Source organism: Sagittula sp. SSi028 (assembly GCF_048553715.1).
Lineage (GTDB): Bacteria > Pseudomonadota > Alphaproteobacteria > Rhodobacterales > Rhodobacteraceae > Sagittula.
This window is the reverse complement of record NZ_JBLZNC010000003.1, coordinates 209,742-224,520: the sequence shown is the minus strand read 5'-3', so window position 1 is coordinate 224,520 and position 14,779 is coordinate 209,742. Positions and strand designations below refer to the sequence as shown.

The 14,779-nt window shown below is 64.1% G+C and carries 14 protein-coding genes; 4 read left to right on the top strand and 10 right to left on the bottom strand.

All coding sequences use genetic code 11. From position 1 onward, the window contains the following. Positions 1–329: 329 nt before the first annotated feature. Complete coding sequence (locus tag ACN5AZ_RS07250) at positions 330–1,067, bottom strand: SDR family oxidoreductase (protein WP_419428195.1); 738 nt, start codon at positions 1,065–1,067, stop codon at positions 330–332. A gap of 95 nt (positions 1,068–1,162) precedes the next feature. Here ACN5AZ_RS07250 and ACN5AZ_RS07245 point away from each other — a divergent pair, with 95 nt between their 5' ends. Next, the gene (locus ACN5AZ_RS07245; RefSeq protein ID WP_419428194.1) at positions 1,163–2,080 is read left to right on the top strand and encodes a LysR family transcriptional regulator; all 918 of its coding nucleotides are present in this window, start codon (positions 1,163–1,165) and stop codon (positions 2,078–2,080) included. A 195-nt stretch (positions 2,081–2,275) separates the two neighbouring features. Next, entirely contained in the window at positions 2,276–4,198 is a 1,923-nt protein-coding gene (locus ACN5AZ_RS07240) for a TonB-dependent receptor domain-containing protein (protein ID WP_419428193.1), read from the top strand. Positions 4,199–4,277: 79 nt separating this feature from the next. Here the strand turns inward: ACN5AZ_RS07240 and ACN5AZ_RS07235 are convergent, their stop codons facing one another. Next, a complete protein-coding gene (locus ACN5AZ_RS07235) occupies positions 4,278–4,931 on the bottom strand; it encodes a TetR/AcrR family transcriptional regulator (RefSeq protein WP_419428192.1) in 654 nt (217 codons plus the stop codon). A gap of 116 nt (positions 4,932–5,047) precedes the next feature. Here ACN5AZ_RS07235 and ACN5AZ_RS07230 point away from each other — a divergent pair, with 116 nt between their 5' ends. After that, positions 5,048–6,235 (top strand): pyridoxal phosphate-dependent aminotransferase, encoded by a 1,188-nt coding sequence (locus ACN5AZ_RS07230; protein WP_419428191.1) that lies wholly within the window; start codon positions 5,048–5,050, stop codon positions 6,233–6,235. A gap of 35 nt (positions 6,236–6,270) precedes the next feature. Here ACN5AZ_RS07230 and ACN5AZ_RS07225 read toward each other — a convergent pair whose 3' ends face one another. The 7 genes from ACN5AZ_RS07225 to ACN5AZ_RS07195 form a co-directional block, all read right to left on the bottom strand. Continuing rightward, on the bottom strand, positions 6,271–7,041 hold the full coding sequence (locus ACN5AZ_RS07225) for an ABC transporter permease (RefSeq protein WP_419428190.1): 771 nt from the start codon (positions 7,039–7,041) through the stop codon (positions 6,271–6,273). Next, positions 7,038–7,790: an ABC transporter permease gene (locus ACN5AZ_RS07220; protein ID WP_419428189.1), complete on the bottom strand. Its 753-nt coding sequence runs from the start codon at positions 7,788–7,790 to the stop codon at positions 7,038–7,040. Before ACN5AZ_RS07220 ends, ACN5AZ_RS07225 begins: the two co-directional genes overlap by 4 nt. A 10-nt stretch (positions 7,791–7,800) precedes the next feature. Continuing rightward, positions 7,801–8,553 carry a transporter substrate-binding domain-containing protein gene (locus ACN5AZ_RS07215; RefSeq protein WP_419428188.1) on the bottom strand — a complete coding sequence of 251 codons (753 nt, stop codon included), beginning with the start codon at positions 8,551–8,553 and terminating at the stop codon, positions 7,801–7,803. Between the two features lie 41 nt (positions 8,554–8,594). Continuing rightward, complete coding sequence (locus ACN5AZ_RS07210) at positions 8,595–9,347, bottom strand: ABC transporter ATP-binding protein (RefSeq protein WP_419428187.1); 753 nt, start codon at positions 9,345–9,347, stop codon at positions 8,595–8,597. 136 nt (positions 9,348–9,483) lie between these two features. Continuing rightward, complete coding sequence (locus ACN5AZ_RS07205; RefSeq protein WP_419428186.1) at positions 9,484–11,457, bottom strand: CocE/NonD family hydrolase; 1,974 nt, start codon at positions 11,455–11,457, stop codon at positions 9,484–9,486. Between the two features lie 196 nt (positions 11,458–11,653). Continuing rightward, the gene (locus ACN5AZ_RS07200) at positions 11,654–12,370 is read right to left on the bottom strand and encodes an HAD family hydrolase (protein WP_419428185.1); all 717 of its coding nucleotides are present in this window, start codon (positions 12,368–12,370) and stop codon (positions 11,654–11,656) included. After that, positions 12,367–12,651 carry a DUF3572 domain-containing protein gene (locus ACN5AZ_RS07195; RefSeq protein WP_419428184.1) on the bottom strand — a complete coding sequence of 95 codons (285 nt, stop codon included), beginning with the start codon at positions 12,649–12,651 and terminating at the stop codon, positions 12,367–12,369. The genes ACN5AZ_RS07200 and ACN5AZ_RS07195 overlap by 4 nt, the downstream gene beginning before the upstream one ends. Positions 12,652–12,789: 138 nt before the next feature. Here ACN5AZ_RS07195 and ACN5AZ_RS07190 point away from each other — a divergent pair, with 138 nt between their 5' ends. Then, entirely contained in the window at positions 12,790–14,235 is a 1,446-nt protein-coding gene (locus tag ACN5AZ_RS07190; RefSeq protein WP_419428183.1) for a diguanylate cyclase, read from the top strand. Positions 14,236–14,258: 23 nt separating this feature from the next. Here the strand turns inward: ACN5AZ_RS07190 and ACN5AZ_RS07185 are convergent, their stop codons facing one another. Next, complete coding sequence (locus tag ACN5AZ_RS07185; RefSeq protein WP_419428182.1) at positions 14,259–14,777, bottom strand: periplasmic heavy metal sensor; 519 nt, start codon at positions 14,775–14,777, stop codon at positions 14,259–14,261. Between the last annotated feature and the right edge of the window lie 2 nt (positions 14,778–14,779).

Genomic DNA, 14,779 nt, shown 5'->3' with positions numbered 1-14,779 from the left:
GTTTGGCTGGGTCATTTCGTTCCGCGTGACGTGGCTTTTGAAGTCGCGCCGCCCAACATATGGATCCCGATGCGGCTGCATAGATCGTCACATTCACCGGGGGGGTGCGTTTTTCCAACTTTCAGTGCAGGCGCGTACCCCCTTGCTCTGCAACGCCTCCAACGGTCATAAAATGTTTTGTGCGAGCCATCGTCCCGTTTGGGCAGCCCAGGTCGGGTCCGGAGCGCATGGAACGCTTAAAAACCCCCTGACGCAACCCCGCCCCCCAAAGCCGAGCTGACGGACATCTCCCAGACCTCTACACCTTCGGCTGGTCAAAAATCCGCTGTTCAGACAAGACCGCCATTCGCGCGAAGGATCTGGCCATTGATCCATCGGCCATCCGGTCCCGCCAGAAATGCGACGGCACCGGCGATATCCTCGGGTGTGCCCAGTCGCCCCATCGGGTTGGCCCCTTTGATACGCTCGATCAACTGCTCCGGCTTGCCCGACAGGAACAGCTCTGTTGCCACCGGGCCGGGTGCGATCGCATTCACGGTGATCCCTTTTGTGCCCAGCTCTTTCGCAAGAACATGCGTCATCGCCTCAACAGCGGCTTTTGTCGCGGCATAGATGCCGTAGCCCGGCTGATAAAGCCCGACCACGCTGGAGGACAAGCTGATGATGCTGCCGACCGTCTGCATCCGCAGCGCGGCCTCGCGCATGCCGCGAAAGACGCCGCCGATATTGAGCGCACACTGCGTCTCGAAATCGGCGTCCGTTGCCTCGCCAATCGGGGCAAGCCGCATTTGACCGGCGTTGTTGACCAGAACGCGGGCGGGTGAAAACACCCCTTCTGCGGCGTCAAACAGCGTGGCTATGCCAGACGGTTCCGCCATATCCGCCCGCACCGCCACAGCACGACCCCCTTGGGATGTGATGGTCTGCACCACCTGTTCCGCCCCAGCCTGATCCTGGGCGTAGTTCACCACGACGGCAAAGCCGTCCTCGGCAAGCCGCAACGCGATGGCCGCGCCGATCCCCTTGCTGGCGCCGGTCACAATGGCTGTTCTGGTCTGGTCTGTCATATCGCTCTCCTTTGGTTGCTCCGGGAGATAGACAAGGTTACGCTTCAGACAATCTGCCTGAAACTGGAATGATAATTCGGCTGGGACGAACAATCATGGACCGCCTAGAGGCGATAAAGCTTTTTGTACGCGTGCTGGAGCGTGGCAGCTTTACCAAGGCTGCTGCGGATCTGGGCATCCCGCGCTCGACCGCCAGCGAAGTGATCCGACGGCTGGAGAAGGACCTTGGCAGCCGCTTGCTCGAACGCACCACGCGCCATATCGCTGCGACACCGGACGGGGACGCATACTACCAAAGATGCGTCACGATCCTTGCCGATCTCGAAGACGCCGAGCGCGCCCTGCGGGGCCATGAACCTGCGGGGCAATTGCGCATTGACGCGCCCGGCACCCTGACGCGGGTTTTCCTGCTTCCCCGCTTGGCGGAATTCGTGGAGAGATACCCGAAGCTTACACTGCAATTGGGCCAGACAGAGCGGCTGGTTGATCTGGTCCGGGAGGGTGTGGATTGTGTGATCCGCGCCGGAGAGCCCGAAGACAGCAGCCTGATTTCGCGCAGGCTCGCCAGCATGCCAGAGATCACCTGCGCCAGCCCCGCCTATATCGCAAGGCACGGCACCCCCGAGAGCATCGCCGACCTGCAGGGACATCACATGATAGGCTTTGTCTCGTCCCGCACCGGCGCGCCGCTGCCCTTGGAATTCACCACCGGGACAGGGATAGAAACCGTCCGCCTTCCCGCCATAATGTCCACCAATAATGCCGACACGGCGCACCATTTGGCGCGCGAAGGCTTTGGTTTGGCTCAGGCGCCCAAGTATCGCTTTGCGGATGATCTTGCCAGCGGACGGCTGGTCGAAGTGCTGCCGCACGCGCCCCCGCCGCCGACGTTGCTGGCCGCCTACTATCCGCAAAACCGCCAACTCTCGCCCCGTTTGCGCGTGTTTCTCGATTGGCTTGTCACCCTGTTTGACGACGCAGCATTCCAAGGCTGCGCAGGGACAAGGCTGTAAGCGGTCGGACCGGTCGGTGGGCAACCAAAGCCCACTGTTGTGTCAAAACAACAGGTTACACCCCGTCTAAGCTCCCACGGCATTTTCTTGACGATTTCTGCAAATTTCTTGGCGATACGGCCCGCGACATGCGTGCAAGACAGCCGGTCCATCCCAGCCATCCAGCCGCCGCTCCCTCAAAAACTGGATAATTTAATGGCTGACATGACACGGCACATCTTGCTTGTGACCACGGCGCTTTGTGCAGGCACTGCGCAGGCGCAGGACACCGACGCGCAATACCTTGGGACCCTTCGGATCGAAAGCGCGGGCGCGCAGAACCTGCTCGGCAACGCCCAGATCACCGAAGAAGAGATCGAAGACCGCAACCCCAGCACGACCAAGGACGTCTTTGCCGGCGAATCCTCGGTCATGGTCAGCGGCGGTGCCGCGATGGCCCAAAAGGTCATGGTGAACGGGATCGAGGAAAGCCTGCTGTCCGTCACAATCGACGGCGCACGCCAGAACAAGGGCGCGTTCCACCACACCGGAAACGTGCTGCTTGATCCGTCGCTGCTCAAGGCTGTCGATGTCAGCGAAGGCATCGCACCCGCCGATGGTGGCCCCGGTGCATTGGGCGGCGCGCTGGCCTACACCACCAAGGACGGGCGCGATCTGTTGGACGCAGGCGATACCTTTGGCGGTCTGGCCACCGTGACCACCGGCGACAACGGCAGCGGCAATCGCGGCACGCTGACCCTGTTCGGGGCTCAGGGCGGCTTTGACTGGCTGCTGAGCGCCACCAAGCACGAAGGCGACGATTACGAGGACGGCGACGGCAACAGCATCGATGGCACCGAAGCGGATCTGACCGACTACATGGTCAAGCTCGGCTACACCACGGCCTCCGGCAAACGGCTGTCTTTCTCGGCGTCGGAAACCGAAGACACCGGCCTTCGGGCATCGCAGGGCGGGTTCATCCGCTCCGACTTTGCCGGGCTGACCAGCGCCGCGCGTCCCACCACGCTGATCGAAGGGTATGCGCGCCGCAGCTCGTATACCCTGAACTACACCGACGAGGCCCCCAGCGGCATCTTCGCCCCGACGCTGCAGTTGACCTACAACGAACAAGAGGTCGATGTGGGCGACGTCTCCGGCATCAACAAAAGCCTGTCCGGCACGGCGGAAAACGAATTCCAGCTCAGCAACGGGACAGTCACCGCCGGTCTGGATTTCTTTGACGAAACCGCCGAAGCGACCGAAGGTGCCTCGGGAGAGGAAACCCGCCAGAACGTCGGTATCTTTGCGCAGGTGCGTCAGGATCTTGGCGCGCGTGCCTCCGTCAGCTACGGCCTGCGCTACGACCAGCAGTGGTTCGAAGGGGCCGATGGCTCCGACTTTGACGCCGGTGGTGTCAGCGCCAACGCCTCGCTGGACTACAAGCTGACGGATACGCTGACGCTGACAGGTGGGCTTGCCTCGGTCTGGGGTGGCTACAGCTTGGGCGAAGCCGCATTGGTGAACTACCGCACGGACTGGACCTATGACGGGTTCGACACCACACGGTCGAATGCCGCACGTGTCGGCCTGCGCTTTGAATCCGGCGCATGGGAAGTCTCCGGTGCCCTGTTCCACACCGAGATCAACGATATCTCTGCGATCCTGCCCACGGGTGGTGCACGCGGCGCGCAAACCGATGTCACCTCGCGTGGTGTCGAAGCCTCGGTGGGCTACACGGCGGCCCGTGGCTTTGCCAAGCTGAACTACACCCATGCCAACGTCGAACTTGATGACGAGACCATCGGAACCACGGCCTACTACTACGGGCGTCCGGTGGGCAGCATCCTCGCGCTCGAGGCTGGCTATGACATCCGTGACAACTGGCGTGTCGGCGGCACCGCAGAGGTCGCGTTTGAAAACGACGCCACCGATCCGGCGCTGGAGTCCTACGAGGTGCTGAACCTCTACACGACCTACACGCCCAAGTCGCTGGACAACCTCGAACTGCGTCTGGATGTGCGCAACGTGTTTGATGAAACCTATGCCAGCCGCAGCTCGGATGGCATCAATTTCGACGCCGTTGAACCGCTGTATGAACCCGGCCGCACCGTGCAGCTGACCGCCAAGGTCCGCTTCTGATCCAAAGCGTTATATCGGGGGGGGCGATCGCCCTCCCCTTGATCCGGCGCGGGTTGCGCCACTGCGGCGCAGCCCCACGCTATCCGGCCTTCAAAGGCACCCCCAGCAGGACACCGATCCGTTCCTGCCCGATCTCCACCAGATCATCATTGGCAAAACTTGTGGGACAGGCGCTGCCTTCCAGCCACAAGCCGTCGATCAGCGCGTTACAGCTCACCGCAAGACGGCGCAGCGTCTCGGGCGCAACCGTCCGTCCCTGCGCCTGCAGCGCCTCGGCAATCAGCGCCTCCAGCCGGTCGCGAAACGACAGATAGGTCTGGTCATGGGTCGCGCGAATGCCCGGCTCGTTGTGGATCTGCGAGATAAAGCTCGCCCATAGCGTCACGTTGCGCTCCGACATCACCGGCGGGCTGAGGTTGGCGGCAATCACCATGGCAAGCCGTTGATCCGGCGGCAGATCACGCCGCTCTGCCGCGGCCAGCGACAGCTCAGTCATCTTGGACATATGCGCCTCATAGGCCGCGCTGATCAGCTCCTCCTTGGAGCTGAAGTGATGCCGGATCAGCCCAAGCGTCACGCCTGCGCGCTCGGCGATGGCGCGGGTGGTGGCCGCGCGATAGCCCTTCTCGCCGATCAGCTCCAACGCCGCCGCGATCAGCGCCGCGCGCCGCGTTTCAGGGGCTTCGCGGACAAAAGCGCGACGGTTTTTGCTGGCAGGGGTCGGGTCAGTCATGACGCCATACTATTGGGCAGCGCGCTCTGGCACCAGCCCAACACGGCCCCTCGCGCTTGCAGTAGTTATTCAATTGTATAATAAGTTGGCAAACGCGCGGACGCAAAGGACAGCATATGAAAACCACAGCGATCACCCGCCGCCTGAGCGATCTTGGCGGTGCGAAATGGGGGCTGCATTTCCGCGCCCAAGAGCTTGCCGCCCAAGGGCGCGACATCGTGCAACTGACCATCGGAGAGCCAGACAGCCCGCCGCCCGCCGCCCTGATCGACGCGGCAGCCGACGCCATGCGCGCCGGCCGCACCGCCTACTCCAAGGGCGAAGGCGAGGACGGCCTGCGCGACGCCCTGGCCCAGCGCTACGCCGCACGCATCGGGCGCGCGGTGACACCGGCGCAGGTCATGTGCTTTCCCGGCACGCAAACCGCGCTTTACGCGGTCCTGATGGGCGTGGCCGAGGCCGGCTGCGAGGTGCTGGTGGGCGACCCGATGTATGCCACCTATGAGGGCGTGGTGCGCGCCAGCGGGGCCGACATGGTGCCGGTGCCGCTGCATGCAGACAACGGCTTTCGCCTGAATGCCCGTGATCTGGCGGCGCGCATCACCCCGCGCAGCCGCGCCATTTTGCTCAACACGCCGCACAATCCCACCGGCGCGGTGCTGACGCGCGCGGATCTGCAGGCGATTGGCCAAGTGGCGCTGGACCACGATCTGTGGATCATCTCGGACGAGGTCTATGACGAGCTGATCCATGACGACAGCGAATTTGTCTCGCCCCTGTCGCTGCCCGAACTGGCGGACCGCACCATCGTGGTCTCCTCGATCTCCAAATCGCATGCCGCGCCGGGGTTTCGCAGCGGCTGGTGCATCGGGCCAGAGGCCTTTACAGCCGCGCTTCTGCCGCTGTCGGAAACCATGCTCTTCGGCAACCAGCCCTTTATCGCGGATATGACCGAACTGGCGATCCGCCAAGGGTCAGAGGTCGCGCCCGCCATGCGCACCAGGTTTGCCGCCCGCGCGCGCACCCTTGCCGATCGGTTAGACAATGAAAGCCCCCTGCGCGTGCTGCCTCCCTCGGCGGGGATGTTCGCCATGATCAACGTGGCCGCCACCGGCATGGATGGCGAGACGTACGCCCATCACTTGCTGGAGCATGCAGGGGTGGCGGTGATGCCGGGTGCGTCTTTTGGCGCCACGCTGACCGACTGGGTCAGACTGGCGCTGACGGCCCCTGATGACGACATCGCCCGCGCCTGTGACCGTATGGTGGCCCATGCCAACAGCCTGATGGCCCAGCCCGCCTGACACAGCCTGACTGACACGCGCCTCGGCGCGCCGGATCACCTCGGGACCCGGCGCTCCAACCACGCAAACCCCTGCCCGATGGCCAGTGCGATCACGATATAGACCACCGCCAAAAGCAACAGCGGCTCGTACACGATAAAGGTATCGGACCGCACCCGCGAGGACACCGCATAGATATCGACCACGGTGATCGTGGCGATCAACGGTGTCGCCTTGAGCTGCAAAATGGTCTCGCCGCCCAGCGTGGGCAGCACGTTGCGCACCGCCTGCGGCAGCCAGATCCGGCGAAAGATCGTGCGCCGCGGCATGCCAAAGGCGCGCGCCGCTTCAAGCTGCCCCTTGGCCACGCTGGAAAACGCGCCCCGCATGACTTCGCCCTCATACCCTGCATAAGACAGCGTCAAAGCCGCCAGCGCATAGGGCCACGCCTGCCGCAGATAGGGCCACAGCTCGGACGTGCGGATCCATGGAAACTGCGGAAACAGCGACCCCAGCCCGTAATACAGCAGCCAGATCTGCAGCAGCAGCGGCGTGCCCCGGATCACCGTACAGATCACCCGCGCAGGCCATGCCAGATACCACGGCCCCACCGCCTGCGCCAAACCCAGCAGCATCGCCAACGGGAAGCCCAGCACACAAGACGCCACCAAAATCCAGATCGTCGTCCACAGACCTTCGGCGGCAAGCGGCAGATACTGCGGGATCCAGTCCCAGCGCAGCGACCACGCGCACCAGACAACCAGCGCCGCAAACAGGCCCATCAGCACGATACGGTGCGGTTGGAACAACGCACGCAAAGGAATCATCGCGCCCCTCCTTTCAGGCTGGGCTGACCACGGCGCGCCCATTTCTCGAGCCCCGCGAACAAGGCCCCCGACAACAGGGTCACCATCAGATACAGCGCGCCCGCTGCCATAAAGAACGTGAAATAGGCCCGCGTGCTGCTGGCCGCCTGCCGCGTCTCCAGCGTCAGCTCGCTAAAGCCCACAACCGCCAACAAGGCGGTGTCCTTGGTCGCGATCAGCCACAGGTTCGCAAGCCCCGGCACCGCAAAGGCCATCATGGCCGGGATCGTCACACGGCGCAAAATGGTCCACCCCGGCATGCCAAAGGCGCGGGCCGCTTCGATTTGACCGGGCGGGATCGCAGCGATCGCGCCGCGCAGAACCTCGGTCGCATAGGCGCCTTGAACCACACCCAGCACCCAGATCCCGGCGGCAATGCCGCTGATCTCCACAGGTCCGCCGCCCAGTGCAGCCGATGCTTTGTTCACGATATCGGTGCCCACGTAATACAGGATCAGGATCAGCACCAATTCGGGCACCGCGCGGATCACCGTGGTGTAGATGGCCAGCAGATCACGCGTGACCTTGCCGCCATGCAGTTTGCCATAGGCGCCCAGCAGACCGATCACCAGACCCAGCCCAAATGCCCCCGCCGCGATCTGCAAAGACCGCGACAGGCCAACCAACAGGTTGCGGCCCCATCCGGGCGGGGACAGCGACAAAAGCTCTGCCGCCTGCCCCAAACCCAGCGCATTGAGAAGTTCGTTCAAGCCTCAGACCTCAAAAGATGTCCTTGCCGAAATACTTCTCGGTGATGGCCGACCGCGTGCCATCGGCGATCACTGCAGCGACCCCCTTGTTAAAGGCCTCCAGCAGCGCCGTGTCGCCTTTGCGCACGCCCGCGCCCACGCCCAGACCGAGGATTGCGGGATCATCCGCCACCGGCCCTTTGACCTCGCAGCAGGCCGCGCCTTCGACGAAATCCGCCATCGCCAGCGCGTCTGCCTGCGTGGCGTCGATGCGCCCTGCGATCATGTCCTGGTTGGCCTCATCCTGTGTCTGATAGACGCGGATTTCGGCATCGGTGAAGTACTTCTGCGCATAGGCCTGATGCACGGTCGACGCCTGCACGCCAAGGATCTTGCCCGCCAAACCTTCGGCGGTGGGGGCGATGTCGAACATCTTGTCCGCCACGATCACAGTGGGAGTGTTATAATACGGGTCGCTGAAATCGATGGTTTTCAGCCGTTCCTCGGTGATCGACATAGAGGCCATGATCGCATCGATCTGCTGGCCCGTCAGCGACGGGATGATCCCGTCCCACGCCACAGGAGTGACCACACAGTCCAGTTCGGCTGCAGCGCAGATGGCGTCGATCATCTCGATCTCCCAGCCCACCCAGTTGCCTGCGGAATCCGGCGCGGAGAACGGCGGATAGGGTTCTGCCGCCACACCGATTTTCACCTCTTCGGCGGCGGCGGTTGTGGCCATCACGCTCAGCGCGGCGAGGCAAAGGGATTTCAGATGGGTCATAAAGATGTCCTTGTTGCTGGGTGGGAATTCTGGCGCGCGGGTCAGGCGACACTGCTGAGGAATTGCTGCAAACGGTCCGATTTCGGCTGGCCAAAGACCTGCGCGGGCGGTCCTTGTTCCTCGATCCGGCCTTGGTACAGGTAGACCACGTGATCGGCGACCTCGCGGGCGAATTTCATCTCGTGGGTGACGAGGATCATGGTGCGCCCCTCGGCGGCCAGATCGCGGATCACGCCCAGCACCTCGCCCACCAGTTCGGGGTCCAGCGCAGAGGTCGGCTCGTCAAACAGCATCGCCTTGGGATCGACCGCCAGCGCCCGCGCAATCGCCGCGCGTTGCTGTTGCCCCCCGGACAGCTGCGCGGGAAAGGCATGGGTCTTATCCGCCAAACCCACCCGTGCCAGCAGCTCCATCGCGCGGTCTGTCGCCTGCGCGCGCGGCTGTCGCAGCACGTGAACCGGCACTTCGATGATGTTCTCCAGCAAGGTCCGGTGCGACCACAGGTTAAAGTTCTGGAACACCATGGCCAGTTGTGTGCGGATGCGTTCGATCTGGCGGCGGTCCGCAGGGCTTCCGTCGCCGCGTCGCTTGATCTCTTCGCCGTCGACGATGATCTTTCCCGCGCTGGGCGTCTCGAGGTAGTTGATGCACCGCAGCATGGTCGACTTGCCCGACCCCGATCCGCCGATGATTGCCACGACATCGCCCTTTCGCGCGGTCAGCGACACCCCTTTGAGCACCTCGACGCGCCCGAAGCTTTTGAACAGGTTTTCAACGCGGATGGCATCGGCCACGGACAGCCCCCTTGTAGCGGTCTACTTGGGGGTCAGGCTGCACCCGGCGGAGCCTGTTATTCAAGTGTATAATTGCTGAAAGCACATTTTCCAGCGCGATCTTGAGGCCAGTTGCCCGTTCGTTAGGCAGACCACCCTACCCCGTGGTGCGCATAATCCTGTCGTCAAAACTGCGCTCGAACACCTTGGTCTCCCCCTCGAAGGCTTCGAGATAGCTGTGCAGGTGGAACGCCTCCGCGTCGGTTTCAAAGCGCGCGGTCACCACCGTGGTCACCGACCAATCCCCGCGCGACAAGACCCGCGTCCACGAAAAATCCACACGGGCGTTGGCCACATCGTCCGTGTCGATGGACCAAGCCTCGTCGAGCGTGCAATCCTGCACCAGCCCCGTTTGCGTGTTCTCGTAGGACCCGAAATCCGATGTCACGCGCAGGATATCCCGACCCTTCTGCGTGATCCGCGTGGCCTGTTCATCCTCGCCGCGATGCTCCCGCAGCGGCGTGTCCGGCAGGGGGCGCGGCGGATCGAACCGGCACGCATCCCCCTCGCCAACAAGCTCGGGCAAGCTCAGAATACCCTCGAAAATGCGCAGCGTGACCTGTCCCGGCGCAGGCCAGACCAGCGGCCAGCACGAGGTCTGCACCGCCACCCGCAAACGGTGCCCCACCGGCACCTGATAGGCCATCTGGTCCAGCGGCACCGTCACATCAACCGGCGCTCCGGGGGTCAGCGGCACCGCCTCGGCAAAGCCTGCGCGGAACTGCAGGTTCAGCAGCCCGTAGCAGATCAACGTCGATGCGCCATCAGGGGCCACATCGCACAAACGCACCACAACCTGCCCGAAGGCACGGTCACTGCTGACCCGCAGCCGCAGCTCGGGCGCACCCAGCAGGGCAAACGGCGCCTCAAGCGGTGCCGTGTCAAAACACAGCGCACGCGCATCGTCGTCGCGCTGATCCCCCGGCAGCTCCAGCGCGCCAAAGGCACAAGGAAAATACCGGCCAATGGCGCGACCGGCCCGCGCATCGGTGGCCACCTCCACAGGGCCGTCCAGCCCTGCCGCCCCCAACGTGCCACGGCCCAGCGCCATCTGCTGCACGGCGACCTGCGGCGCGGGCCACTCGCGCAGCCCCACCCAACGCCCCGCCCGCGTCTCGTAGGTGCGCGCAGGCGGCATGGCGTCCATAAGATAGGCGCGCAAGGCGGGATCCGCCTCGACGCCGGTGTCGATCCCCTTCAGCCAGCGGTCCCACCACCGCAGGGTTTCGCCGATAAAATCGATGCGCGGCGCGGGTGTCGCCATATGCGGATACTTGTGGTTCCACGGGCCAATGATCGCCTTCACCGGCGCGCCGCGCACCCCCTCCAGCAGCTTGGCAGGCGTGTTGCGATACCCGTCATGCCAGCCGCCAATCGACAGGACCGGAATATCGATGGCGTCGAAATCCTCGCAAACAGAGGCATGCCGCCAATAGCCGTCGCGCGTGCGGTGGCGTGCCCAGTCGGCGGCGGCAAAGGGTGTCTGCGCCAGACGGTTCAGCCAGATCTCGCGCCAATCGGGGGACTGCGCCGGATCGGGCGGCAGCGCAAACCACGACATGATCTGCGTCGCCCAGTTGACGTTCTCGGTCAGCTCGCAGCCGCCTTTGTAGTGGATGTCATCGGCAAAGCGGTCGACGCTGGAACTTGCCGTGACCACCGCACGCAAGGCGTCCGGTCGCCGCGCCGCCACTTGCAACCCGTTGAACCCGCCCCATGAAATACCCATGATCCCCACCGCACCGGAACACCACGGCTGCGTCGCGATCCATGCGATCACATCCTCGATGTCGCAAAGCTCCTGTTCGGAATATTCGTCGTCATACAGCCCTCCGGACTGCCCCGTACCGCGCAGATCGACGCGCAGGCAGGCATATCCATGGGCTGCGTAGACCGGATGGGTCGTGGCATCGCGCGTCTCTGTCCCGTCACGCTTGCGGTAGGGCAGGATTTCCAGAATGGCAGGCACCGGCGCAGGATCGACCGGCTGCCAGATCCGCGCCGACAACAGGCACCCATCCCGCACAGGGATATCGACACAGGGGGTTTCCTGAATGGCGGTCTTGGTCATGGGGCGCTCCTTGTCGTGGCGTGGGGCATGGCGGGGGCAGGCCCCGCGCGCCCCTGTCTCTCGCGCCCGACGCCCCGCGGTCAAGGCGGGCCGATACAGCATCCGCCCCCAACGGCCCCAAACAGCACTCACCAGCCAAAAGCGATGAATTTATAATCTTGTCAGATACTTCGCCGCAACAACCGGCCGTGGACCATCACAACACGCCAGCGGTCTGACGGTCGATCCATTCGATCAGATGGCCGATGTCCGGCATCACCACATCCGCCAAGGCCCCCAGCTCGTCGCGCCCCGCCATGCCGGTCAGAACACCGACGCCACGCATCCCAGCGGCGCGCGCGGCCGCCAGATCATGCTGGCTGTCGCCCACCATCACCACCTGTTGCGGCGGCAGCCCCTTGGCATGGGCAAAGGCCAGCAACGGCCCCGGCGCGGGCTTTGCGCCAAAGCCACTGTCCGCACCGGCCACAAAGTCGAACTGCTCCAGAACCCCCGCCGTGCCAAGATGCGCACGCGCCACCTCGGCGTGGTCATTTGTCATCACGCCCAGAACCAAGCCCCGCGCCCGCAGCTTTTCCAGCAACGGCTTCAGCGGCGCGGCCTCCACCAAGGGCGCCAAGGCCGCCTGCCGCACGATCTGCTCTTCCAGCACATCGATGCTTTGCGGCAGCACTTCTGCCAAAAGATGCGCCAATTCGCGGTTGGTGCAGGTGATCGCCGGGCTGTCGGGCAAATAGCGTTCCGTGACCAGATCAAACCGGATCTGCCAGGCGGCACGCTCCAGCATCAGACCGTCATCGCCACACAAGTCTTTGAGCAGATTGACCGCGAAGGCGTTCCAAGTGCCCTCGAAATCGAACAGCGTGCCGTCCTTGTCAAACAGCACCGCGCGAATGTCATCGGCTCGTGTCATGTCCAATGCGTCTGCTCCCCACCGGGCAGGGCCATGCGCGCCTCCGCCAACGCCGTATAGGGTATGCCGATGCTGTCGCAGAAATCCACAACCCAAGCATCGTCCATCATTAAAAAATCCAGGACAGAGCCCTGAAACACCGGATCTTGCAGGTTTTGGCGGAAATCCTGCTCGCTCGCGCCGGTCGCGCCCATGAACACCGGCAAAAGCTCGTCATTGCCGGCCAGCCAAGCCATCGCCTGCAATCCCAGCGTTTCGGCAGTTTCTCGCGTATAGGCCATGTCGCGCCGTCCTTTCGAAAGGTTTTCTTAACCTTATCCAACCAAACCTTAAGTCAACGATTAGTCCAGCGCGAGGCGTCCGGACCGGATCCCCCAAGCGATACACCGGAGGCCCCCCTTTCTATGACGAGCCGGATCATGGTTGTCGATCCCGTGCCGACCAACCGCATCATTCTCAGGGTCAAACTGTCCGCTGCCTACTATGATGTGGTTCAGGCCACCTCGGCGCAGGCGGCGCTGGCGATGCTGCGCAAGACAAACCCCGACATGATTATCGCCGCCCATGACCTGCCGGACATGAGCGGGCGTGCCCTATGCGCGGCGATCCGCAACCGGACGGCTGCGCGTGGGGGGCCTGCTGTGCCCGTGGTCATCATCCACGGCGAAAACGACCCGCACGAACGCATGGCCTCGCTGGCGGCGGGGGCGGATGATGTGCTGGAACGTCCCATTGATGACATCGTGATGCTGGCGCGGCTGCGCTCTTTGCTGCGCGCCCGCGACGCAGAGGCAGAGCTGCAACTGCGCGACGACACCCGCCGCGCGCTGGGTCTGGCGGAACAGGCCAGCGAATTCACCTTGCCCGGCCATGTGCGCATCATCTCCGCCGGTCGCCCGTCAGAGCTGCGCGCCATGCTGCACGGGCTGCGCAACCGCAGCGACAACCGCTTTGAACTGGTGGAGGCAGAGAACGCCCTGCGCGACACCGGCCCCACCCCCGACGTGGTCGTGGTCTCCGAGGCCGCCGGCATCGGATCGGCCGGCCTGGTGCTGCTGCCGCAACTGCGCGCCAACCACGCCACCCGCCATTCCGCGCTGATCTACATCGCCCGCCCCGACCAGCGGCGCGAGGCGGCAGCCGCGCTGGATATGGGGGCAAACGATCTGATGACCGGCGGCCCCGACATAGACGAGCTCAACATCCGCATCCAGAAACAGATCAGCCGCAAGCGCACCAATGAACGGCTGCGCGCCAATATGCGCGACGGGCTGCGGGCGGCTGTCACCGATCCGCTCACCGGGTTGTACAACCGCCGCTATGCCCTGCCGCATACGGCGCGGCTGGCGGAACGCGCCATGGCCAGCAAACGCCCCTATGCGATCCTTGTGGCCGATCTGGACCATTTCAAACAGATCAACGACGACCACGGCCATGCGGCGGGGGATCTGGTGCTTGTCACCCTTGCGGAACGGTTGACGCAGAACCTGCGCGCCGCCGATCTTGTGGCCCGCTGGGGGGGCGAGGAATTCCTGATCGCCATGCCCGACACCAGCCGCGCAGCCGCCCAGCGCACGGCAGAGCGGCTGTGCGCCTTGATGGAACACCACCCCGTGACATTAGCCGACGGCACAAAGGTCACCGTCACCCTGTCCATCGGCATCGCCATCGGCACCACGCCCCGCGACACGCCCACCGACCTGATCCGCAGCGCGGACCGCGCGCTCTATGCGGCCAAGGACAAGGGACGCAATGCGGTGGTCATGGCCGACACTGTCTTTCCGCTGCCACAGCCCGATGCCCCCACGCCGCCCGCCGACACGATCAATCCCGAGCCTACCCCCGCAAAACAAATGCCGCGCTAATCAAAGCGCGGCATCGCAACGTCTCAGCGATCGTCGGGTTTGGGCTTTTTCGGCCCCTTCTTGCGGTTTTGATAATTCTCCAGCGTCTCTTCCAGCCGGTCGGCATAGCGGGCACGGTCATCGGGTGACATGCGCGCCACGTAATCGGCCAGCAAGCCCTGCCCGCGCAGGCGCACCTCCGCGCTATGGGCTGCCTGCTCCGCCAGAAGCTGCTCGAAGGCTACGGGATCAAAGGGATCACTGCGCAACAGATCCAGCGCCGCGCGGTAATCCTCCAGCACCCGATTGCGCACATCGCGCATCACTTTGCGGTCGCGGTACACACCGCCGCGCAATTCCTCTCCCAGCGCGTCGCGCTGCGGCTCTGACAAGGCACGGGTGTAGGGCAGTGACGGATCGGCCCCGCCCGGACGGCCCTGCGGCTCGGGCGGCCCCATCCAGACAAAGCCCGCCACCGCACCGATCACCACAAAGTTCACCGCCAGCGACGCAATCAGCGCCCAGCGCACACCGCGCCCCGTGGTCTTTTCGTTCTCGGCCATGG